Origin of the sequence: Novosphingobium sp. BW1 (assembly GCF_008107685.1) — a bacterium.
Taxonomy (GTDB): domain Bacteria; phylum Pseudomonadota; class Alphaproteobacteria; order Sphingomonadales; family Sphingomonadaceae; genus Novosphingobium.
On sequence record NZ_VIRF01000058.1, the window covers coordinates 208244 to 231529 of the forward strand.

The 23286-nt window shown below is 63.6% G+C and carries 21 protein-coding genes; 17 read left to right on the plus strand and 4 right to left on the minus strand.

The window, feature by feature from the left end:
* Positions 1–149 precede the first annotated feature (149 nt).
* On the plus strand, positions 150–416 hold the full coding sequence (locus tag FMM79_RS06045; protein ID WP_205466512.1) for a YMGG-like glycine zipper-containing protein: 267 nt from the start codon (positions 150–152) through the stop codon (positions 414–416).
* Between the two features lie 67 nt (positions 417–483).
* Here FMM79_RS06045 and FMM79_RS06050 read toward each other — a convergent pair whose 3' ends face one another.
* Together FMM79_RS06050 and FMM79_RS06055 are read right to left on the minus strand one after the other, a co-directional pair.
* Positions 484–951 (minus strand): vgr related protein, encoded by a 468-nt coding sequence (locus tag FMM79_RS06050; RefSeq protein WP_240339013.1) that lies wholly within the window; start codon positions 949–951, stop codon positions 484–486.
* A 26-nt stretch (positions 952–977) separates the two neighbouring features.
* On the minus strand, positions 978–1541 hold the full coding sequence (locus FMM79_RS06055; RefSeq protein WP_240339014.1) for a copper chaperone PCu(A)C: 564 nt from the start codon (positions 1539–1541) through the stop codon (positions 978–980).
* A gap of 193 nt (positions 1542–1734) precedes the next feature.
* Here FMM79_RS06055 and dnaK point away from each other — a divergent pair, with 193 nt between their 5' ends.
* Positions 1735–3648, plus strand: a complete 1914-nt coding sequence (gene dnaK, locus FMM79_RS06060) for a molecular chaperone DnaK (protein WP_148626620.1) — start codon at positions 1735–1737, stop codon at positions 3646–3648.
* Positions 3649–3730: 82 nt separating this feature from the next.
* Entirely contained in the window at positions 3731–4888 is a 1158-nt protein-coding gene (gene dnaJ, locus FMM79_RS06065; RefSeq protein ID WP_148626621.1) for a molecular chaperone DnaJ, read from the plus strand.
* Between the two features lie 15 nt (positions 4889–4903).
* Here the strand turns inward: dnaJ and FMM79_RS06070 are convergent, their stop codons facing one another.
* Positions 4904–7222: a patatin-like protein gene (locus FMM79_RS06070; protein WP_148626622.1), complete on the minus strand. Its 2319-nt coding sequence runs from the start codon at positions 7220–7222 to the stop codon at positions 4904–4906.
* A gap of 71 nt (positions 7223–7293) precedes the next feature.
* Here FMM79_RS06070 and radA point away from each other — a divergent pair, with 71 nt between their 5' ends.
* The 10 genes from radA to rnr all read left to right on the plus strand — a co-directional run bounded on the left by radA (position 7294) and on the right by rnr (position 19014).
* A complete protein-coding gene (gene radA, locus FMM79_RS06075; protein WP_148626623.1) occupies positions 7294–8679 on the plus strand; it encodes a DNA repair protein RadA in 1386 nt (461 codons plus the stop codon).
* Between the two features lie 12 nt (positions 8680–8691).
* Positions 8692–9210: a CvpA family protein gene (locus FMM79_RS06080; protein WP_148626624.1), complete on the plus strand. Its 519-nt coding sequence runs from the start codon at positions 8692–8694 to the stop codon at positions 9208–9210.
* Positions 9210–9635 carry an iron-sulfur cluster assembly scaffold protein gene (locus FMM79_RS06085; RefSeq protein ID WP_148626625.1) on the plus strand — a complete coding sequence of 142 codons (426 nt, stop codon included), beginning with the start codon at positions 9210–9212 and terminating at the stop codon, positions 9633–9635. Before FMM79_RS06080 ends, FMM79_RS06085 begins: the two co-directional genes overlap by 1 nt.
* A gap of 59 nt (positions 9636–9694) precedes the next feature.
* Positions 9695–11326, plus strand: coding sequence for an MFS transporter (locus FMM79_RS06090; RefSeq protein ID WP_148626626.1), 1632 nt, complete (start codon positions 9695–9697; stop codon positions 11324–11326).
* Positions 11316–12362 (plus strand): alanine racemase, encoded by a 1047-nt coding sequence (locus FMM79_RS06095; RefSeq protein WP_148626627.1) that lies wholly within the window; start codon positions 11316–11318, stop codon positions 12360–12362. The genes FMM79_RS06090 and FMM79_RS06095 overlap by 11 nt, the downstream gene beginning before the upstream one ends.
* A 96-nt stretch (positions 12363–12458) precedes the next feature.
* Positions 12459–13019 (plus strand): polyhydroxyalkanoate synthesis repressor PhaR, encoded by a 561-nt coding sequence (gene phaR, locus FMM79_RS06100; protein WP_148626628.1) that lies wholly within the window; start codon positions 12459–12461, stop codon positions 13017–13019.
* A gap of 101 nt (positions 13020–13120) precedes the next feature.
* On the plus strand, positions 13121–14659 hold the full coding sequence (gene proS / locus FMM79_RS06105; protein ID WP_148626629.1) for a proline--tRNA ligase: 1539 nt from the start codon (positions 13121–13123) through the stop codon (positions 14657–14659).
* Positions 14660–14684: 25 nt separating this feature from the next.
* Positions 14685–15290, plus strand: coding sequence for a DUF805 domain-containing protein (locus tag FMM79_RS06110; RefSeq protein ID WP_148626630.1), 606 nt, complete (start codon positions 14685–14687; stop codon positions 15288–15290).
* A gap of 61 nt (positions 15291–15351) precedes the next feature.
* Positions 15352–16683, plus strand: coding sequence for a M20/M25/M40 family metallo-hydrolase (locus tag FMM79_RS06115; protein ID WP_148626631.1), 1332 nt, complete (start codon positions 15352–15354; stop codon positions 16681–16683).
* A 60-nt stretch (positions 16684–16743) separates the two neighbouring features.
* Positions 16744–19014, plus strand: coding sequence for a ribonuclease R (gene rnr / locus FMM79_RS06120; protein WP_148626632.1), 2271 nt, complete (start codon positions 16744–16746; stop codon positions 19012–19014).
* A gap of 68 nt (positions 19015–19082) precedes the next feature.
* Here rnr and FMM79_RS06125 read toward each other — a convergent pair whose 3' ends face one another.
* Entirely contained in the window at positions 19083–19544 is a 462-nt protein-coding gene (locus FMM79_RS06125) for a universal stress protein (RefSeq protein ID WP_148626803.1), read from the minus strand.
* A gap of 164 nt (positions 19545–19708) precedes the next feature.
* Here FMM79_RS06125 and FMM79_RS06130 point away from each other — a divergent pair, with 164 nt between their 5' ends.
* Genes FMM79_RS06130 through lpdA form a run of 4 tightly spaced genes read left to right on the plus strand, consistent with a single transcriptional unit; the run spans position 19709 to position 23233 of the window.
* Positions 19709–21019 (plus strand): pyruvate dehydrogenase complex dihydrolipoamide acetyltransferase, encoded by a 1311-nt coding sequence (locus FMM79_RS06130; RefSeq protein ID WP_148626633.1) that lies wholly within the window; start codon positions 19709–19711, stop codon positions 21017–21019.
* A 1-nt stretch (position 21020) separates the two neighbouring features.
* On the plus strand, positions 21021–21425 hold the full coding sequence (locus FMM79_RS06135; protein ID WP_240339015.1) for an acyl-CoA thioesterase: 405 nt from the start codon (positions 21021–21023) through the stop codon (positions 21423–21425).
* A 1-nt stretch (position 21426) separates the two neighbouring features.
* On the plus strand, positions 21427–21816 hold the full coding sequence (locus FMM79_RS06140) for an acyl-CoA thioesterase (RefSeq protein WP_371710868.1): 390 nt from the start codon (positions 21427–21429) through the stop codon (positions 21814–21816).
* A 4-nt stretch (positions 21817–21820) separates the two neighbouring features.
* Positions 21821–23233, plus strand: coding sequence for a dihydrolipoyl dehydrogenase (lpdA, locus tag FMM79_RS06145; RefSeq protein WP_148626634.1), 1413 nt, complete (start codon positions 21821–21823; stop codon positions 23231–23233).
* The last annotated feature ends 53 nt before the right edge of the window (positions 23234–23286 follow it).

The following is a 23286-nucleotide window of genomic DNA, read 5'->3' on the forward strand; positions in this document are numbered from 1 at the left end:
CGGTCTGAAACACGCAAAGGCGCAGGCGAGCCAGGGCTCATCTGCGCCTTTGCTGTTTGCGGGTGGCGGGGGCCCCGATAAAAATTCAGGAACTCTTGTGCGTAGGTCCCGTTGAAAATGTAAACAGGCAATTTCAAGGAGATCTCAGTATGCAGGCGTACAGCAAGCTCATTCTGCCGGTAATGGCAGCGGGCGCATTCACGATGGCGGGCTGCGCTAGTAACTACACCGGTGAAGGGGCTGCTGCGGGTGGCGCGGTGGGCGCGGGCATTGGCGCTCTTGCGGGCGGCGATGTCGGCACGGGCGCGGCCATTGGTGCGGCTGCGGGCGCAGCGGCAGGTTCGCAGGTCGACAAGGATCGTGGTTGCTACCGCCGTGATCGTTCGGGCGACCGCTACTGGGACGACGACTGCTGATCGATCCTATTTGAGCAGGGGGATGAAAAGGGTGTGGTGACAAGGCGGTCACCGCGCCCTTTTCGTATTAGCCTGGCTCGAACGGAAGGATAGCCCGGTAGGAGGCGAGAGGTGGAGTCCCGGCCAGCACCACACCGCGTTGAAGAAGGTACGCGTGCCGCACGATTTCGGCCTGCTGTTCAAGGCCATACCGTTCGAGCGTCCAGCCTGGTTTCAGGGCATAGTGATAGCGACAAAAAGGGTGGCGCCGGGTCGGTAAGAAAAAACGCCCATGCGTCTGCGCCTGCCAGACATGGGTCATCTCGTGGATGAACAGGCCTTCGAGATTGAGATCTCCGCAGGCGAAATCATCGCGGTATATCTCACATGCCGGATGGAAATGGATATGCCCACAGGGGGCCATGACTGTTGAGCGGGGTTGCAGCGGAAACCACTTTGCACGTTTGATCCGCACTTCGTCGTAGGAAATCGCCTTGCCGAAGATGCTCCGGGCAAGCGCGACTTCGCCGCGGGTCAGGGCGCGCGCGCCGCCCACAGGACAGATCGGGAGCGAGGCTGGGCTCAGTGCTCCATCCCGTCCATGGCGTCATGGTCCATCGCGCCGTAATCCATGGTCGCATCGGCGTGCATGCCTGCCCCCATCTTCTCGATGGCAAGAGGCATGGAAAGCTTGTCGCCGCCCTCGAACGTGATGGTCATTTCGGTCGTCGCGCCGCTCTTGAGGCTGCCGTCGAGATCGAAGGCCATGACGTGCAGGCCGCCGGGCGCGAACTCGACGCTCTTGCCCGCATCAACTGCCAGGCGCTCAACTGCGCGCATCTGCCCGCCTTCGGTCTTGTGCATCTCGGCGCTGTCGGCCCCCGCAATATGGATCGCGGCCAGTTCGACCGGCGCATCGCTTGCGTTGGTGAAGGTGAAATAGACCGCCGCGGGACGGCCCGCGACGACGGGCAGGATCATCCGTCCCGCCTCGGCGCGGGTCCCTGGCTTGGCGTCAGGCCCAAGTGCCTCGGCGGGCGCAGAGGCCGAGCCTTGCGCGTCGGGCTCTGCCGACTGCTGGCATGCCGCAAGTGCGAGCAGGCCCAGCGACAGGGCGGAAAAGGCGGCGTTTTTGCGGGTCAACATGCGAAACCGGTCCTTGCGGAAAGCTCTGATAGCGTGGATTGCGCTAATGCCATCGCATTGGTCTTGTTCCAAGAAAAACCGCACCTATATCCCGCTTCGACGATTGAACGTCACCGAGCCGCACAAGCCGCCTTGCCTCAAGTCAGGGAGGCGATCCGTGCGGTGTCAACCACTGACGTGAGGAATGGGGATAATGGGTAAAGTAATTGGTATCGACCTTGGCACCACCAACAGCTGCGTTGCGGTCATGGACGGTGGCAAGCCGAAGGTAATTGAAAACTCCGAGGGCGCGCGCACGACGCCGTCCATCGTCGCCTTCACCAAGGACGGCGAACGCCTGATCGGACAGCCAGCCAAGCGCCAGGCCGTCACGAACGGCGACAACACAATTTTCGCGGTGAAGCGCCTCATCGGCCGCCGCTTCGACGATCCGGTGACCAAGAAGGACACCGAGCTCGTCCCGTACACCATCGTCAAGGGCAAGAACGGCGACGCCTGGGTTCAGGCTGGCGGCGAAGACTACAGCCCGTCGCAGGTTTCCGCCTTCACGCTGCAGAAGATGAAGGAAACCGCCGAGAGCTATCTTGGCGAAACCGTGACGCAGGCCGTGATCACCGTGCCCGCCTACTTCAATGACGCGCAGCGTCAGGCGACCAAGGACGCCGGTCAGATCGCTGGCCTTGAAGTGCTGCGCATCATCAACGAGCCGACCGCAGCTGCGCTCGCCTATGGCCTCGACAAGAACGACGGCAAGACCATTGCCGTGTACGACCTTGGCGGCGGCACCTTCGACGTCTCGATCCTCGAAATCGGCGATGGCGTATTCGAGGTGAAGTCGACCAACGGCGATACGTTCCTGGGCGGTGAAGATTTCGACACCAAGCTCGTCGAATGGCTGGCCGACAAGTTCAAGGCCAAGGAGAACATGGATCTCCGCACCGACAAGCTGGCCCTGCAGCGTCTGAAGGAAGCGGCCGAGAAGGCCAAGATCGAGCTGTCCTCGACTGCCTCGACCGAAGTCAACCTGCCCTTCATCACCGCGCGCATGGAGGGCGGCGCGACGACCCCGCTCCACCTGGTTGAGACGGTTACGCGTTCGGATCTGGAAAAGATGGTCGCCGACCTCATCAAGCGCACACTCGAGCCTTGCAAGAAGGCGCTCGCCGATGCTGGCGTCTCGGCTTCGGAAATCGATGACGTCGTTCTTGTGGGCGGTATGACCCGCATGCCCAAGGTCCGTGAAGTCGTAAAGGACTTCTTCGGCAAGGATCCCCACACCGGCGTGAACCCGGACGAAGTGGTCGCCATGGGCGCCGCGATCCAGGCGGGCGTGCTCCAGGGCGACGTCAAGGACGTACTCCTGCTCGACGTAACCCCGCTGTCTCTGGGCATCGAAACGCTGGGCGGCATCATGACCAAGATGATCGACCGCAACACGACGATCCCGACCAAGAAGAGCCAGGTCTACTCGACCGCCGAGGACAACCAGCAGGCTGTGACGATCCGTGTGTTCCAGGGCGAGCGCGAGATGGCGCAGGACAATAAGCTGCTGGGCCAGTTCGACCTCGTCGGCATTCCGCCGGCACGTCGCGGCGTCCCGCAGATCGAGGTGACCTTCGACATCGACGCTAACGGCATCGTGAACGTGTCTGCCAAGGACAAGGGCACGGGCAAGGAACAGCAGATCCGCATTCAGGCTTCGGGCGGTCTTTCGGACGCCGACATCGACCAGATGGTCAAGGATGCCGAAAAGTTCGCGGATGAGGACAAGAAGCGTCGTGAATCGGCCGAAGCCAAGAACAATGGCGAAAGTCTCGTTCACGCGACCGAGCAGCAGCTTTCCGAGAATGGTGACAAGATCGACGCCGGTCTGAAGGAAGAGGTCGAAGCCGCGATTGCCGCTGCCAAGAGCGCTCTGGAAAGCGACGACGCTGCCGAGATTACGGCCAAGACCGAAGCGCTGACACAGGTCGCCATGAAGATGGGCCAGGCGATCTACGAGAAGGAGCAGGCCGCCGGCGGCGCCGAGGGTGGTGAAGCCCCCCAGGCGGACGATGACGTGGTCGATGCCGAATTCTCGGAAGTCGACGAAAACAACAAGGGCTGACAGTCCGGATGAAACTGTGAAGGCGTCATCGGTGTGATTCACACCGGTGGCGCCTTTCAGCATCGAAGGAGGTGAGACCACAGTGTCAGCAACCGAAATCGACTATTACGAACTTCTCGAAGTTTCGCGCGATGCCGACGACAAGACGATCAAGTCGGCCTACCGCCGCATGGCGATGCGCTTTCACCCGGACAAGAATCCGGGCGATGCCGAGGCCGAGGCGCGCTTCAAGCAGTGCAGCGAAGCGTACGATGTCCTGAAGGATCCGCAAAAGCGCGCGGCCTACGACCGCGTCGGCCATGCTGCGTTCCAGCAGGGCATGGGCGGTGGCGGTGGCGGCGGCCACGGCGGCGGCGGCATGGGCGCTGAATTCGGCGACATCGGCGATATCTTCGAATCCATTTTCGGCAGCGCCTTTGGCGGCGGCGCCGGAGGCGGCCGTCAGCAGGCGCGCCGGGGCGCGGATCTTCCCTTCGACATGGAGATCTCGCTCGAGGACGCTTTCAATGGCCGCAAGACCGAGATCACCATCGAGGTTTCGCAGCCGTGCGAGCCCTGCGAAGGTTCGGGCGCGGAGCCGGGTACCGGCAAGCGTGGCTGTTCTATGTGCAACGGGCACGGCAAGGTCCGTGCGCAGCAGGGCTTCTTCATCGTCGAACGAACTTGCCCGACGTGCCATGGCCGCGGCGAAGTCATCGAGAAACCGTGCAGGGCGTGTGGCGGCGAAGGCCGCGTCGACAAGCCCCAGACGATCGAGGTGGATATCCCCCCCGGCGTGGACAACGGCACGCGCATCCGCCTTGCCCGCAAGGGTGAAGCCGGGCCGTTCGGGGCGCCTCCGGGCGACCTCTATATCTTCCTGCACGTCAAGCGCCACAAGGTGTTCGAGCGCGAGGGCACGACGCTCCTCACGCGTGTGCCAATCACCTTTACGACGGCGGCGCTGGGCGGCTCGATCGAGATCCCGGGCATCGACGGCGAGATGATCGCGCTCGACATTCCCGCCGGGATCCAGTCGGGCAAGCAGTTGCGAAAGCGCGGTGCAGGCATGCCCGTGCTGCAGGGCCGTGGCCGCGGCGATCTCGTCATCGAGATCACTGTCGAGACCCCGACCCGGCTGAGTGCACGCCAGAAGGAAATCTTGCGCGAATTGCAGGATACCGAGACGGGTGACGAATGCCCCCAGTCCAAGGGCTTCTTCGACCGCATAAAGGATGCCTGGAGCGACCTCACCGACTAAGGTGGGCGCAAGGCATTACAGCCGCGCGAGGACCTCGTTGCGGATCTGATCGACAAGGGAGGGATCGGCTTGAAGCCGGTCCCTTTCTTCGTCGAGGATGGCCAGAAACGCGTCACGCCGGATCGCGTCGATCTCGCTCCGCGCGAGGGCGTGGTCTCTGGGCACGGCGGAGGCGATGAGGTCGATCATGCGCTCCGCGCCATGGAGCCTTCCCCACAGATAGTCGTTCTCGCGATAAGCGCGGCTGAAGAAGGCGCCGAAGGTGTAGAACTCGGTCCCGCGCAAGGGTGAGGGCGCACCTTCGGGGCGGATCGCGGTGCAGTCCTCGGGCGATATGCGATCAACCTGCACCGGATCGAACTCGTTCAGACCTTCCCCGCGCAGCATGGGCAGGGTCGCTGCGTCGTAGAATGGAAAGCCCAGGTACGCGAGAAGCATGCGCCGACGCAGCACACGCGGCATTTGCGAAAGGGCCTGCGCGAGGATCGTGTCCACCTTCCTATCGATGTCGTGGAGCGACCAGCAGCGTTCAAGGTCGGCCAGCACCGCCTCGGGATCGGCGAGGACCTGCGGCGCCTTCTGCGCAAAGTCGCCGTCCTGTGCGGTGCTGGTGCTTGCCTCCTGATAGAGATTGAGTGCGGTGTAGATGGCCTCACGGGCCTGGTCGCGGTCGACTTCACGCACCCCTTCGTCCTGCTCGCGTTCCTGCGTGACGCGCCGCGCCAGAAAACGCAGTCGGCGGGTGCGGTAGGGGACGTCGAATTTGCGGAAGAAAGCGATCAGGCGCGGCGAATTGCCATCGCGCAGCGCCTCGCTCCGGTCGAGCCCGGTTTCGGCAAGATAGCGCGCAAGGTGCTTCGCCACGCGCCGGAGCGTGACGTGTTCGGCGCCGGGCGAGCTTTCGACGATGCGCTCAGCCATCTTTTCAAGGACACCTGTCAGCTTGACCTGCGCATAGCTGTGGTAGGCAAATCCCGATTGCTCCTGCGCGGCCTTGTGCGCTTTGCTGCGCCAGCTCGCGAGGCGCGCCGGGGTGGGGCGGTCAAGAAAGAGGGTGTGTCCGAACAGGTGCTCGACCGTCTCTTCGATCTCGGGGCGCAGGGCCTCGATGATTTCACGCAGCATTGCCGTCTCGCGCGAATCGAGCTGGATAGCTTCGAGGTTATCCCGGATCGGCTGCTCGCGCGGGATTGAGGACAGCGAGCCGAAGATGACGGGGAAGAAGCCGGGCGGTTTGTTCTCGCGCCGTGCCGCTTCGCCGAAGGCATCGGGGGTGGGCTCGATATAGACAACGCGGCGGTCCACTTCGCGCGCAGCAGGGCGCGTGCGCAGGACGCTCATGGCGTCGCGGAAAGGTGCATTGACGAGTACCGAGCCATCGATCAGCGCGACATTGGCGAGATCGCCGCGCCGTGTGTGCTCGGGCATGATCCGGGCCAGGAAAGTTTCGCGCTCTTCCCATTCGATCTCGCGCTCGCGGGCGAGCTCATCGATTTCGGCGAGCTGAAGAGGTGGAAAGGCGCCCGGAAAGCTGGAGGTCGCCCTAGCCGCGAAAACGAGTTCGGGAATGGGCGCCAAGGGCATGCCGCGATGCACGGGTGTACGGGCGTGAAAGTCGATGGTGAGGCGATGCTCGCTCTCCAGGACGAGCGGGGGCGAATGCAGCTTCAGTGCTTCAAGGTGGCCCTTGAAATCGGTTGCCGTCACGAACAAGTCGAGCGGATGTCCGTTAGGCAGAAGCGGGGGGGCGCCCGGTGCGCGGGCCATGGCTTCCAGTGCCGTTGCAAGCGTGTTGGAGAGCCCTTCGCCCGAGAACGGTGCCTCGAACCATCGCGAGCGGATCAGGCGCGAGAGCTTTTCCCGCACTTCGGCGCGGGTTTCCGGCGCGACGCTGGAAGCGATGGCGCCGTCCGGACGCTTAAGGAGAAAGGCAACGAGCGGCTGTGCCCAGAACTTGGTGGCGGCCGTAAGTGGGCGGGCATCGGGGTGAAGCAGGCGGTCGATGTCCGCGCATTCCAGCCACAGGTTGGTCAGCGGTTCGAGCGACTGGCCTGAATGGATCGCCTGGGCGAGGAACACGCTGTTGATGCCGCCCGCACTGGCCCCGGCGATCACGTCCGCCATGACCCGGAGCTTCAGCCCGCTGGCATCCTCGATCCGTTGGAGCATCTGACGGTAGACGTCGCCTGTGCCCAGATCGGCCGGATCGTCCGACCAGAATGAACGGCTTGCACGCAGGGCATGCCAAAGTTCCTTGGTGACCCCGTGCATGTAGACGGCGAGGCTGACCCCTCCATAGCAAACGAGCGCAATTCGCAGTTCTTTCTGGCGCATGGACTTAGGTTGGACCCGATGCGCTGGAAAGGCAATTGCGTTCTCTCTCCGTTCCGGTTACGCCCGAAGCCATGGCAAAGCCCAAACGTAGATATGCCTGTCAGGCCTGTGGGGCCGTGGCGACACGCTGGCAGGGACAATGCGCCGACTGCGGCGAATGGAACACCTTGGTCGAGGAGGCGCCCCAGACGGTATTTTCCTCCAAGCATGACCTGTCTTCGGGGGGGCGGCCAATCGTGTTCACCCCGCTTGATGCTCCGGGCGAACTGCCCGTGCGCCGCGCCAGTGGCCTTGCCGAGTTCGACCGTGCGCTGGGCGGAGGGCTTGTCCCCGGCTCCGCGATCCTGATGGGCGGCGATCCGGGCATCGGCAAGTCGACCTTGCTACTCCAGGTTTCAGCCCACATCGCGAGTTCGGGTGGCACTGCGGTCTATGTCAGCGGCGAGGAAGCGGCCGGACAGGTGCGCCTTCGTGCCGAGCGTCTGGGGCTCTCCAAGGCGCCGATCCTGATGGCCTCCGCGACGTCCGTGCGCGATATCCTGACGACGCTGGGTAACATGGACACGCCCTCGCTGCTCGTCATCGATTCGATCCAGACCATGCATTCCGACCAGATCGAGGGAGCGCCGGGGACTGTCAGCCAGGTCCGTGGCTGCGCGTTCGAGTTGATCCGCTACGCCAAGGAAAACGGGGTGACGCTGATCCTGGTCGGGCACGTCACCAAGGACGGCAACATCGCTGGCCCGCGCGTGCTCGAGCACATGGTCGACGTGGTGATGAGCTTCGAGGGTGAACGCAGTCACCAGTACCGCATCCTGCGCAGCCTGAAAAACCGCTTTGGTCCGGTCGACGAGATCGGTGTTTTCGCAATGGAAGGTGCAGGGCTTGCCGAGGTCGGCAACCCTTCCATGCTCTTCCTGTCAGGCCGGGAAGAGCCGATGGCGGGCAGCGCGGTATTCCCGGCGATGGAGGGCACGCGGCCGGTCCTGATCGAGATCCAGGCGCTCATCGTGCGGCTTCAGAGCGGGGCAACGCCGCGCCGCGCCGTCGTGGGTTGGGACAACGGACGCATGGCGATGTTGCTGGCGGTGCTGGAAGCGCGCTGCGGGCTCAATTTCTCCAGCGCCGAAGTCTATCTCAACGTCGCGGGGGGCTATCGTCTTTCTGATCCGGCGGCCGACCTTGCAGTGGCCGCCGCGCTGGTCTCCGCGCTGGGCGACAAGCCGCTGTCAAGCAACGCAGTGTGGTTTGGCGAGGTCTCGCTCGCTGGCGAAATCCGGCCCGTGGCTCATTCAGCGATCCGACAGCGCGAGTCGGCGAAGCTCGGGTTTGCCAAGGCCTTCGGCCCGTCTTCGGCGGCCGAGCAGGATCCCGGCGGAGAGGGCGGCAAGGGGCTGGCCTTTACCGGGCTTGGCATGTTGCCCAATCTCGTTGACCGCATCCTGAGCGATGCCTAGGACAATAATCCCATGACTGGTTTCGACATGGCCGCCCTGCTTTTCGTTGGTCTTGGCGCGGCGACGGGATTCGTGCGCGGCTTTGTCCAGGAAGTCCTGGCCCTCTCGGCGTGGATCTTTGCGATCTTCGCGATCCGCATTCTGCACACGCCGCTTACCTACCAGCTCGAGGGCTACCTTGGCGACAGCTCGAGCGTGAGCATCCTAGCCTTCGCCCTACTGCTTTTGGTGCCCTACATCGTGGTCAAGATGGTGGCGAAATGGGCCGGATCTCAGAGCCGCAAGTCGGTGCTGGGTCCCATCGACCGGGTGCTCGGATTCGGCTTCGGGGCGATGAAGGGCATCATCATCATTGTCCTGGCCTTCTCGGTTCTGATGCTGGGCTACGACACTGTCTGGGGCGTTGCCGGCAGACCCGATTGGGTCACCCAGTCGCGCACCTACCCCTTCATCAACGCCAGCAGCGAAGCGATGGTTCAGATGATTTCGGAGCGCCGAACGGCCATGCTGAACGAAGGGGAGGGCACCTGATGTCCGTAACGGTCCTCTACACACCTGATGTGCTCGCACTTGCCATGGACCTCGCCGCCTATCCGCTGGTAAGCGACCTGTCGCACGTGGCTGAAGCGCGTTCCCCAACCTGCGGCAGCCAGCTCAGACTAGGCCTCGACAGTGGCCCGGATGACCGCATTGCCCGTGTCGGCATATCCGCGCAGGCCTGCGCGATCGGCCAGGCTGCGGCCGCGATTTTTGCTAAGGCAGCCTTAGGACAGAGCGCGGCCGAACTGGCCAAGGCCCGCAGCGAGATCCGAAACTGGCTATCGGGCGAGGGTCCGATGCCCAGCTGGCCTGGTTTCGATACGCTCGTGGCCGTTCCCGACTACCCGGGACGGCATGGCGCGGTGCTGCTCCCCTGGGATGCGGCGCAAGAGGCCCTTTCCTCTCTCGCCGAGTAACGCTACTCTTTGCCCGGAGAGAGGCCTGAGAACAGGCTCTGGGGGGAGAGGTCCGGTTCATGGCAGGGACGCATCTGCGCGCAGCAGACACACAGCCAAGCGCTTCTGATATTCGGCTCGTGATTGCCGCATCGTCGATGGGGACGGTGTTCGAATGGTATGATTTCTTTATCTACGGCACGCTTGCCGCGATCATCGGGCAGACGTTCTTTCCTTCAGGCAACGAAACGCTGGAGACCCTGCTCGTCTGGGCCGGTTTTGCGGTCGGTTTTGGGTTTCGGCCGCTGGGCGCCATCCTGTTCGGATTCCTTGGCGACAGGCTCGGTCGCAAGTACACGTTTCTCGTTACGGTCACCCTGATGGGCATCGCGACCGCCGGTGTGGGCCTGATTCCTTCGGCCGCCTCGATCGGACTTGCCGCGCCTGCCATCGTGCTGTGCCTGCGCGTGATGCAGGGACTCGCGCTTGGTGGTGAGTATGGAGGGGCGGCGATCTACGTTTCGGAGCATTCGCCCCCGGAGCGCCGTGGGTACTTCACGGGCTACATCCAGGCGAGCGTGGTGGGAGGCTTCGTCCTCAGCCTCGTCGTAGTGCTGGGTTGCAAGGCGCTCATGCCCGAGGCGCTGTGGCTGGAGTGGGGCTGGCGCGTGCCCTTCCTGCTCTCGCTCGTGCTGCTGGGCATTTCCTTGTGGATGCGCCTGAAGCTTTCGGAGAGCCCTGTCTTCCAGGCCATGCGCGCCGAGGGGGAGATAGCTGGCAACCCCTTCAAGGAGAGTTTTAGGTATCCTGGCAACCGCAAGCGCATCTTCATCGCGCTGTTCGGGATCGCAGCCGGGCTGACGGTGATCTGGTACACCGCGATGTTCTCCGCGCTTGGCTTTCTCAAAGGCGCCATGCGGGTCGAGAGCACCATGGCCGAGATCATCATCGGTACAAGTGCGGCCCTGGGCATGGCCTTCTTTGTCATCTTCGGCGCGCTGTCCGACCGGATCGGGCGCAAGAAGCCGATTGTCTGGGGGTATGCGCTGACGCTCGTGCTGCTGTTTCCGGCCTTCTGGATCATGGGCCAGAGTGCCAACCCCGATCTTGTCGAGATCAACGCGGCGGTCCCCGTGCACGTCGAAGGCTCGGGATGCCGCTACAGCCCGTTTGCCAAGGAGCAGGCAACGCTCTGCGCGAGCCTTCTGGGTGATCTTACCGGGCTGGGCGTAGCCTATTCGGTCGTCCCTGGTGACGCGCTGAAAGTTCGCATCGGAGAGCGCGCCATCACCCTGAATGCACATCCGTCGGCCACGGCTGCCGATCGGAAGACGCGCCTCAAGGGCTGGCTCGAAGAGGCAGGCTACAGCTTCGAGACGGTCCGACCGGGCGCCTGGGATGCCATCCGTATGGGCGCCATGCTGCTTCTCCTCATGGCGCTCTCCGGGGCGACCTACGGGCCTGTCGCAGCACTCTTGGCTGAGATGTTTCCGCCCCAGATCCGCTACAGCTCGATGTCGATTCCCTATCATATCGGGACAGGCTATTTCGGAGGTTTCCTGCCGCTCATTTCCAGCTACATGGTCGCGAGCAGCGGGAATCCGTATCAGGGTCTCTGGTATACTTGGACCGTGGTCGCGTTTGCGCTGCTGATTTCCCTTTGGGGCCTGCCTAGCGGGCCTCCGCGCGACTTTGGACACGATGCACCCTGAACGGCCCCAGGCGCCCTTGCGCCTCGATTTCGACGACGATGCCTTGATTGCAAACTGGAAGGCTCTTGACCGGCTCTCCGGCGCTGCGCGGGCGGGCGCAGCCGTAAAGGCGAACGCGTACGGTACCGGCGCGCGCCATGCCGTACCGCTTCTGCTGGAAGCAGGGTGCCGCGATTTCTTCGTGGCGCACTGGGGCGAGGTGGCCGACGCGGTTCCGGCGGCCGATCCGGGCATGGTCTCGGTCCTGCATGGCCCCCTGACAGAAGCTGACGCGGCCTTTGCGCAGGCGTGCGGTGTGAAGCCGGTAATCAACTCCTTGGCCCAGGCGCGGCGCTGGCTTGCTGCGGGCGGCGGTCGCTGCGATCTCATGGTCGACACGGGCATGAACCGTCTCGGCGTTGCCATGGACGAATTGGGCGACCCCGCTCTGGCCCGGCTCGATGTCGATGTCCTCTTTTCCCACCTTGTCGCCTCGGAAGAGGAGACCCCGCTCAACGAAACGCAGCGCATGCGCTGGATGGAGGCACGAGGCGCCCTCACGTATCGCCGTGCCAGCCTTGCCAACAGCGCCGGGATCGGTCTTGGCGAAGCCTATCATGGCGACCTGACCCGGCCGGGGCTGGGGCTCTATGGAGGCCTGCCGCGCGCGGAAATGGCACCGCATTTGCGCCAGGTTGTGCGCCCGCAGGTGGCCGTGCTGCAGGTGCGGGACCTCGAAGCCGGGCAGAGCGTGGGTTACAACGCGACCTTTGCTGCGCCGCGCGCCATGCGGGTGGGCACGCTGGCTCTGGGCTACGCCGATGGCTTCCTGCGCTGCTGGTCGGGCAAGGGCATGTTTCGGGATGGCGAAGGCGCTGCTTTGCCGGTCCTCGGGCGGGTCAGCATGGACCTGACCGTCGTTGATCTGGGCGCGGCACCCCATGTTCGTGAGGGCGACTGGCTGACGCTCGACTATTTCTTGCCTGAGGCGGCCGAAGCCTCCGGCCTGAGCCAATACGAATTGCTGACCTCGCTGGGCCGTCGCTTCGGACGTTAAAAGCGATTAATACCGTCTATTGCTGCGCAGCAAATCCTGTTGCAACGCGACATATCCGGGTGTTACGGTTCATTCATAGATAACTGAGGATTGCGCATGGCTGACAAGGCATCCAAGGACGACGGCACGGTCATCATCAAGAAGTACGCGAACCGGCGTCTCTACAACACCCGCTCATCGAGCTACATCACGCTCGACCATCTTGCGAAGATGACGCGCGAAGGCGTGGACTACAAAGTACTCGATGCGAAATCGGGCACTGACATCACCCACACCATTCTGACGCAGATCATCATGGAAGAGGAATCGAACGGAGAGCAGATGCTTCCGGTCAACTTCCTGCGTGAGCTGATCGGAATGTACGGCAACTCGATGCAGTCGCTGATCCCGCACTACCTGGAAGCCTCGATGGAAAACTTCCGGGCCAACCAGTCCAAGCTCGCCAAGACGTTCGAGGACAGCCTCGGCAACAACCCTCTGGCCAAACTTGCCGAGCAGAACATGGCCATGTTCCGGGCCGCATCGGCCGCCTTCATGCCCGGTGCCGAGAAGCCCGAAATGCCCGCTTCCAAATCGGAAGATGGGGACAAGGACCTCGCTGCGCTGCGAGATCAGATGGCCGAAATGCAGAAGAGGCTTGACGCGCTCGGCAAATAAGTATCTGCGCATGGGCATGGTGCCGGTGATTCCGGCACGCTGATTTTTCACCCAAGGGCGGCCGTTCGGCCGCCTTTAATGCAGATACAGAAAGATTGCCCGTGTCCGCTATCCGCCATGCCCTGAACACCAAGCGTGAAAAAGACTTCGCGCAGTGGTACCAGGAAGTGATCGCCGAGGCCGAACTGGCCGAAGAATCCGGTGTCCGTGGTTGCATGGTGATTAAACCCTGGGGCTATGGCATCTGGGAGCGCATGCAGCGCCTGATGGACGACCGCATCAAGGATGCCGGCGTTGACAATTGCTATTTCCCGCTTTTCATTCCGCTGTCCTACTTCTCCAAGGAAGCGGAGCACGTGGATGGCTTCGCCAAGGAAATGGCGGTCGTGACCCACCACCGTCTGGTATCAGATGGGAAGGGCGGACTGGTTCCCGATCCCGAGGCCAAGCTCGAAGAGCCGCTGATCGTGCGTCCGACCTCGGAAACCGTGATCGGGCAGGCCATGGGGCGCTGGATCCAGTCCTGGCGCGACCTGCCGTTGATGACCAACCAGTGGGCCAACGTCGTTCGCTGGGAAATGCGCACCCGCATGTTCCTGCGGACCAGCGAGTTCCTTTGGCAGGAAGGGCACACCGCCCACGCCGACCGTGTCGGCGCGATGGAAGAGACGCTGCGCGCACTCGAGATGTACCGTGAGTTCGCCGAAGGCGTTCTTGCCATGCCTGTGATCGCTGGCGAGAAGCCCGAGAATGAGCGTTTCCCGGGCGCAGATGCGACTTATTCGATCGAGGCCATGATGCAGGACGGCAAGGCGCTCCAAGCGGGCACCTCGCATTACCTGGGCACCGGTTTCGCCAAGGCGGCGGGCATCAGCTACCAGGATCGCGAAGGCCAGCAGCAGCTATGCCACACGACGTCGTGGGGCACCTCGACCCGCATGGTCGGCGGCCTGATCATGACGCACGGTGATGATGATGGTCTGCGCGTGCCGCCCGCCGTCGCACCGCACCAGATCGTTATTCTGCCGATGCTGCGCGACAAGCCGGAAGACGCCGCGCTGCTCGCCTACTGCGAGGATCTGCGCAAGGCTCTTGGTGCACGCCAGGCCATGGGTGAGAAGATCCGCGTCCTGCTCGACAAGCGCCCGGGCAAGGCCGCGCTCAAGCGTTGGGGCTGGGTCAAGAAGGGCGTGCCGCTGATCCTGGAGATCGGCGGGCGCGATGCCGAGAACGGCCAGATCACCGTGGTTCGCCGCGACAACCTCTGGAACGAGGCGGGCAAGGTCAATTTCAATGCCATGGCGCGCGAGGCTTTCCTGGGTGTCGCCGCGGGTGAACTGGAAGACCTCCAGGCCTCGCTCTTCGCCGAAGCCAAGGCTAAGCGCGACGCGAATATTTCGCGCGTTTCGACCTTCGAGGAGCTCGAAGCCTTCTTCGCTCCGAGCAAGAAGTACCCGGGCTGGGCCGAAGTCCAGTGGTCGCGCCCCACCGGCGTACAGCTGGAAGAGATCGTGCTGCGCCTGAAGGCGCTCAAGCTTACCATGCGTAACACGCCCATGGACGCAGAGCCCGTCAGCGGTGCGTGCATCTTTACCGGCGAGCCCGCCGCCGAACGCATTTACGTCGCGCGCTCGTACTGAAGCCTGCATAAACAGGACTAGAGCCATGAACGTGATAGAGCCGATCCGGCATTGCCTTTCGAACCTCGTCACGTTCACCGGCCGGGATTCGCGTACGACCTTCTGGATCTACACGGCGTTTCTCGTGGTGCTCTATTTCGCCGTATCTTGGATTTACGGCCTGATCGTGGGCGGTGCGATGGTGCTGGACGGGATCAACGCCATTTCGTCCAACCCCGGCAGCACAAACGACGCCGCATTGGCCGACGCGATTAAGACCCGCATGGCATCTACGCTAGTTGGCACGATCTGGGTGAACGCGATTGCGTCTCTTATAGCAACCGGATTGCTGGTGACCGCGTTCGTGCGCCGCCTGCACGATTCGGGCAAGCCGGGCTGGATTGCAGGCCTTGCCGTCGCTCTCAAGCTCGTCGGCATCGGGGGCGGTATTGCCAGCATCCCCTTTGTTACGGCGGCGTTCGAAAAGCTTGACTTTGCGCATCCGGAAACCATGCAGGCTGACCTTCAGAGCCTGAACAGTTCGCCAGCGGTGCTTATGGGCATGGTGTCCCTGCTGCTTGTCGTGGTCTTTGGCATCATGGGATCGAGCGACGGCCATAACCGATACGGCCCGGAACCCGCCGACTACTGACCGGAGCAGGGACTGCGAGCAAGGCTTGCTTTCTGCGTTGGCGCACGGAACAGTGCGCGTCATGAACGCTCGAATTTTCCTACCCGCATTCGCGCTTGGCGCTGTCCTATCCCCAATGACCGCCCGCGCGGACCCGTCGTCGGAGGCCCGCCTGCGAGCCGATGTGGAGACCCTCGTTTCCTTCGGAACACGCCACACGCTGTCTTCGGCGAGCGATCCGGAGCGCGGGATCGGTGCCGCCCGGGCCTGGGCCGCACGTGAGTTCGCGAAGATAGGGTCTGCCTGCGGGAGCTGTCTCGACATCGTTCAGCCAGAACAGACTGTCACCGGGCGCCGGGTCCCCGAGCCCACGCGCATCGTCGATGTGGTCGCGATCCAACGAGGGACCGAGCGCCCCGATGAAGTCGTGATCGTGCAGGGGCACATCGACAGCCGGGTAAGCGATGTCATGGACGCAACCAGCGATGCTCCCGGCGCCAACGACGATGCCTCGGGCGTGGCGCTTGTCCTCGAAGCCGCGCGCGCGCTCTCGCAAAGGACGTTCCCGACAACGATCGTCTACGCTGCGCTCTCCGGCGAGGAGCAGGGGCTCCTGGGCGGGAAGGTCTTGGCCGACTACGCCAGGGCGCAAGGCTGGACCGTGAAGGCGGTCCTCAACAACGATATCGTTGGCGGCTCATGTGGCTCGGACGGCTATTGCGATGATGCCCATGTGCGGCTTTTCTCCGAGGGCCCCCGTGCCGATGCGACCGATGAGACACGCAGCGCCGCACGGCGTTTTGGCGGTGAGAATGACAGTCCGGGCCGCAATCTTTCGCGTTTCATTACCGGACTTGCACCGGATCTCGACGCCGCCTTCGACGTGCGCGAGATCTGGCGAGCGGACCGCATGGGGCGTGGCGGCGACCAGACGCCCTTCCTGGAGCTGGGTTATCCGGCTGTGCGCTTCACAGCTGCGGTGGAGAACTACGATCACCAGCACCAGGACCTGCGCACCGAGGACGGCACCTTTTACGGGGACACGGCCGAGTACATGAATTTTCCCTATCTCGCCAAGGTCACCGATCTTAACATCGCAGTGCTCGGTGCTCTGGCGAATGCGCCGATGCCGCCCGCGCCCCGTGCCGATGCGGCGGTGAAGACCTGGACCGACGTGACCTGGGAGCCGGTCGCGGGCGCTGCGACCTATTCAGTCTGGAAGCGTGCGACCAACGCAGCGGACTGGGAGGTCGAGCCCGTAACCAAGGCCACCTCTGAGACCGCCGTGAAACTCGACGGCCTTCGCGGCGACGACTGGATCCTGGGCGTCAGCGCCAGTTCGGCCAGCGGTGCTCAAAGTCCGATAGCGGCTGCGGTGCCGGGCGGCGCCTTCCACCCGCTCCAGCAGGACTGACGCGGCCTCAAGGCGTCGCTGCCCATTGCATTCGGGCCCTGTGTGTCCCATGGCAAGGCTATGGCATTCAAGAAACGGCCCGAACCGGGGCTGCCGACGCGCAAGCAGATCCTAGAATTCATCCAGAACGCGGACGGCCCTGCCGGAAAGCGGGAGATTGCGCATGCGTTCGCGCTGAAAGGGCAGGAGAAGATCCAGCTCAAGGCGCTGCTGAAGGACATGGCCGAAGAAGGACTGATCGACGGCAAGCGCACCGCGTACCACCGCATGGGCGGATTACCTAAGGTAACCGTGCTGCGCGTGGTCGACATCGATGAGGGCGAGGCGATTGCGGTGCCCGATACCTGGCACCCCGAGGATGCGAGCCCTCCGCCGCGTATTCGCCTCGTCGAAGCGAAGGGCAAGCGCAACCCTATGGGCGCGCTCAAGAAAGGTGACCGCGTACTTTCCCGGACCGAAGAAACGGGATCTGGCTGGCGCGGCTATCCGATGAAAAAGCTCGCCCTGCGCTCCGAACAGATGCTGGGGGTGGTGGAGATCGACAAGTCAGGGCAGGGCTGGCTGCAGCCAGTGGACAAGCGCATCCGCCAGTCCTCGAAGATCAGCGATCTGGGCGGCGCCGAAGCGGGCGAACTCGTGCTGGCCGAACCCATCGGCAAGTCGGTGCGTGCGGCGGTCAAGGTCACTGAGGTTCTTGGCGAACCGCTCGCGCCCAAGGCGTTCAGCCTGATCGCGATCCACAAGCACGGCATTCCCAACCATTTCGAGGAAGAGACGTTGGGCGAAGCTGAGGTCGCTGCGATGTTGCCGCTCAGTCACGAGGACCGCGAGGACCTGCGCCACCTCCCCATCGTGGCGATCGACCCCTCGGACGCGCGCGACCACGACGACGCGATCTGGGCGCAGCCGCGCAAGGACGGGGGCTTCGACGCGCTCGTGGCGATTGCCGACGTCTCGTTTTACGTACGCCCGGGCGGCAGTATCGACAGAGAAGCGCGCAAGCGCGGGAACTCGGTCTACTTCCCCGACCGCGTCGTGCCCATGCTGCCTGAGATCCTGAGCGCCGACGTCTGTTCGCTGCGTTCGGGCGAGGATCGCGCGGCCATGGCCTGCCATATGACCATCAACGCGCAGGGCAAGGTGACCGACTGGCGCTTTACCCGCGCGATTGTTCGCATCGACGAAGTGATCGCTTATGAGGAAGCTCAGGCTCGCATCGATGAAGACCGCGACGGAGCCAACCTTCAGGGGCTGTGGGCCTGCTGGAAGGCGCTTGCCGCAGCCCGCAAGGCACGCGACCCACTCGAATTGGAACTGCCCGAACGACGCGTCCAGCTCGACTCGGAAGGGCGTATCACCGAGATTGCCACGCGCGAACGTCTCGATGCGCACCGCGTGGTCGAGGACTTCATGATCGCGGCAAACGTCGCGGCGGCCAAGGCGCTGGAAGCCAAAGTCGCGCCCGTCGTCTATCGTGTTCACGAAGCGCCGAGCCGTGAGAAGCTGGTAGCCCTGAAGGACTACCTGGCCACCTTCGATATGAAGCTGGCGATGGGGCAGGTCATCACGCCGGGCCTGTTCAACCGGATGCTCAAGGACATTGCCGACGAGGCCGAGAAGGCGCTTATCATGGAAGCGGTCCTGCGCAGTCAGACGCAGGCCTACTATGGGCCGCGCAACGCCGGGCACTTCGGTCTTGCGCTGGGATCCTACGCGCACTTCACTTCGCCAATCCGCCGTTATGCCGACCTTTTGGTCCACCGCGCGCTCGTGGACGCCTATGGGCTGGAGCAGCCGGTTCCAAAAGGCGATATCCCGGCAACCAGTGGCCTGTCTGAGCGTGACCGCGAAGACCTGGGCCGTGTGACCGATGCCATCAGCAAGGCCGAGCGCCGCGCGATGGAAGCCGAGCGTGAAACCGTAGACCGCTATGTCGCGGCCTGGCTCGCCTCGCGCGTGGGCGAGGTATTCCAGACCCGCATCACCGGGGTCCAGAAGTTCGGATTCTTCGCGACGATCATTTCGCTCGGCGGCGATGGGCTGGTCCCGGTCTCGACCCTGGGAGACGAGCGCTTCGATTACGACGAGAAGAAGCAGGTCCTTGAAGGCGAGCGGACCGGCACGACTTACGCCATCGGCCAGATCCTGCCGCTGCGCCTCGCCGAGGCGAACCCGCTGACCGGCGCGCTCAAGTTCGAGCTGGAAGAGGGCGGTGGCCGGATCGAACCGCGCGGAAAGCCCGCGCCGCTTAAGCACCGTGGCAAGCACCTTGTCGGAAAGCGCGGGCGTCCCGCCAATATCCGCCATCAAGGGCGCGGCAAGAAACGCTGACCCCAAGACGAACTGGCATCGCCCCGACGAAATCGGTCGGCGCGATGCCGCGGGTGACAGGCTGTGACTTAGTTGTCAGCCAGGTGCTCGATGGCCTCGTCGTCGAGATTGCCCGGCACAACGAAAACCGGACAAGCCATGCGCGCAAGGCCCGAGCCGGTAAAGTGCGAGACGAGGGGCCCCGGGCCGCCCTCGCGCGCAGCGCCCAGCACCAACGCGGATACTTCGGGGTGGGCTTCAAGGTACTTGCGCACGACCTTGATGTCCTCACCGACCTCGACGGAAATTAGCGGCATCTTGGCACCTTGCGAGAGGAGGTTACCCGCTGCGGCTGTCACCAGAGTCTCGGCCCGTGCGCGTGCTTCCTCCTCGATTGTGGCCTGCACGCCGGCAAAGGCGTTGAACTCCTGAGGGGGTACGATTGCAAGAAGGTGAAGTGCACCTTCCGTTTTTGCAGCTCTGCGCGCGGCGTAATGCAGCGCTACCAGAGCCTCGTCGCTTTCGTCCACAATGACCAGATATACGCGCATATTCATCCTCTCGGCGTGCTTTATCAGGGGTATTGAGCCTGCGCGCAACCCATCCCATATGCGAAAAAAGCACCTGTTGGGAGCTTGTGCGCAAGCTGCAACTTGTTCAATGAAGGGGCAACCTGAAACGCCTCCCCACGGAATAAAGGGACAAAAAAGCTTCCATGCCCATCGAGATCAAGATGCCCGCCCTTTCCCCCACGATGGAAGAGGGCAAGCTGGCCAAATGGCTGGTCAAGGAAGGCGACACCGTCAGCTCGGGCGACATCATGGCCGAGATCGAAACCGACAAGGCCACGATGGAATTCGAGGCGGTCGATGAAGGTGTGATCGGCAAGATCGCCGTGCCCGAGGGCACTGAAGGCGTGAAAGTCGGCACGGTCATCGCGCTGCTGGCCGAGGAGGGTGAGGATGCCTCCGCACTGGCCGACGCCGACGTCTCCGCAGCCCCCGCTCCGGCTCCCGCTCCCGCTCCCGCAGCCAAGGACGAGGACGCTGCGGCCCCGGCTTCCAGCGCGCCGGCTCCATCGCCGAGCCCGGCTCCGGCCGCCGCCAAGTCCGACGACAGCCGCATCAAGGCCTCGCCGCTCGCGCGCCGCATTGCGGCCGACAAGGGCCTCGACCTCGCGACCATCAAGGGCTCGGGCCCGAACGGCCGCATCGTGAAGGCCGACGTCGAGAACGCCGAGCCCGGCAAGGCGGAGGCACCTGCCGCCGCTGCCGCTACGGCACCTGCTGCGGCACCGGCCGTCTCCAACGCGGCTTCGATCCTGGACGATCGCGTGCCGCACACCATCGAGACGCTCTCGGGCATGCGCAAGACGATTGCTAAGCGCCTCACCCAGTCCAAGCAGGAAGCGCCCCACATCTACCTGTCGGTGGACGTGAAGCTCGACGCTCTGATGGACCTGCGCGCGCAGGTCAATGAGACGCTTTCCAGCCGTGGGCTCAAGGTCTCGGTCAACGACATGCTGGTCAAGGCGCTCGGCATGGCGCTGGTCGAGGTGCCCGAGTGCAACGTGTCCTTCGCGGGCACCGAGCTTATCAAGTACGAGCGGGCTGACATCTCGGTCGCGGTCTCGATCCCCAACGGCCTGATCACCCCGATTGTGCCGGACGCCAACAGCAAGTCGTTCTCGCAGATTGCGAAGATGACCAAGGACCTGGGCACCCGTGCCAAGGAAGGCAAGCTCAAGCCAGAGGAATATCAGGGCGGTACGGCTTCGATCTCGAACATGGGCATGATGGGCATCAAGTCCTTCTCGGCGGTGGTGAACCCGCCGCAGGGCATGATCATGGCGATTGGCGCCGGTCAGAAGCAGCCTTGGGTCATGGACGACGGCTCGCTTGGCGTCGCCACCGTTATGAGCGCGACCGGCAGCTTCGATCACCGCGCCATCGACGGAGCCGACGGCGCGCGCCTGATGGCCGCGTTTAAGGACTTCGTCGAGAATCCGCTTGGGATGATCGCCTGAGATGAACGCAGGGGCGGGGCATGGCGAGGTGGGTGATCTGGTCATCCGCGTCACCGCCATGCCCACCGATCTGAACCCGTATGGCGGGGTCTTCGGGGGCTGGCTGATGTGCCAGCTGGCCCTTGGCGCCAGTTCCTTCGTCGCGCGGCGCACCGGCCTCAAGGCCGTGGTCGTGGGCGCCACCGATTTCGCCTTTCCGGGCGTGATGCAGGTGGGCGATGAGCTTGACGTCCATGCGCAGCTCGTGCGGACAGGGCGTACCTCGATGACGGTGCGGACGCGCGGGTTCGGACGGGCCCGTGCCGGCGACGATCAGGTCGAAGTGGTCAACGGCACCTTTACGTTCGTCGGCCTCGACGAGAACGACCGCCCCAAGCCCCTCGCCGAAAGGCGCAAGGAAGCATGACATGCAGGATATGATCGCAGACAAGCGCGAGGCGGTGATACGCGTCTCCGCGCGGCCAGCCGACACGAATGCCTATGGCGACATTTTCGGTGGCTGGCTGGTGAGTCAGATGGACATGGCCGCCGGCCTTATCGCCGCGCGCTTTTCGCGCGGGCGTGCCGTTACTATCGCCATGGATTCGATGCAGTTCCATAAGCCCGTGAGCATCGGGGACGAAGTCTCCGTCTACGGCGACATCCAAAAGGTGGGCCGCACCTCGATGACCATCGCCATCGAGGCTTGGCGCCGCCATCGCTATGAAGAAGAGCGCGTGAAGGTGACCCAGGCGGTGTTCACCTTCGTCGCGATCGACGAGGCGGGCAGGCCCCGCGAGATCGAACAGGAGAAATAAGACAGTGGCAGACACCTACGACGTCATCGTCCTCGGTTCCGGCCCCGGCGGCTACGTTTCGGCCATCCGCGCGGCGCAGCTTGGCCTCAAGACCGCCATTGTGGAGCGCGAACTGCTTGGCGGCATCTGCCTCAACTGGGGCTGCATCCCGACCAAGGCGCTGCTGCGCTCGGCTGAGGTGTTCCACCAGATGCAGCACGCCAAGAACTACGGCCTGGCGGCGGACAATATCCGCGCCGATCTCGATGCCGTGGTCAAGCGCTCGCGCGGCGTGGCCAAGCAGCTCAATCAGGGCGTTACGCACCTGATGAAGAAGAACAAGATCACCGTACACATGGGCACCGGCACGCTGGTGGGCGACGGCAAGATCGAGGTCGCGGGCGAGAAGGGCAAGGAAACCATCTCGGGCAAGCACATCATCGTGGCGACCGGCGCACGTGCGCGCGAACTTCCCAACGCGCCTGTCGACGGCAAGCGCGTGTGGACCTACCGCCACGCGATGACCCCGACCGAGATGCCGACCAAGCTGCTGGTCATGGGCTCGGGCGCGATCGGCGTCGAATTCGCGAGCTTCTACAACGACATGGGCGTTGACGTGACCATCGTCGAGATGGTCGACCGCATCATGCCGGTGGAAGACAAGGACGTCTCGGCCTTCATGCACAAGGCGCTTACCAAGCAGGGCATGAAGATCCTCACCGAAACGGCCGTGCAGGACGTCAAGGCGGGTGCCAAGGACGTCAAGGTCAAGATCAAGGCCAAGGACGGCAAGGTTACCGAGGAAACCTACAGCCACGTGATCTCGGCCGTGGGCATCGTGCCCAACACCGAGAACGTGGGCCTGGAAAAGGTCGGCGCCAAGCTCGACCGTGGCTTCATCCAGATCGACGACTACGGCCGCACCGGCGTCAAGGGCCTGTGGGCTATCGGCGACTGCACTCCCGGACCTTGGCTTGCCCACAAGGCCAGCCATGAAGGTGTGACGGCAGCCGAAGCCATCGCGCAGGAGCTGGGCAACAAGGACGTGCATCCGCACGGTCTTGACCGCAACAACATCCCCGGCTGCACCTATTGTCACCCGCAGGTCGCCTCGGTCGGCATGACCGAGGCCAAGGCCAAGGAAGCAGGCTACACGGTCAAGGCGGGCACGTTCCCCTTCATCGGCAACGGCAAGGCTATCGCACTGGGCGAGCCGGAAGGCTTCGTAAAGACCGTGTTCGACGCGAAGACCGGCGAATTGCTCGGAGCCCACATGGTGGGCGCGGAAGTCACCGAAATGATCCAGGGCTACGTTGTGGGCAAAACGCTCGAGACGACCGAGGCCGAACTGATGCAGACGGTCTTCCCGCACCCCACGATCTCGGAATCAATGCACGAATCCGTGCTGGCCGCCTTCGGCCGCGCGATCCACATCTGATCGCCAGGCTCCCGAGGGATATGCAAGCAAAGAAGGGCGGGCCGTGTGGTCCG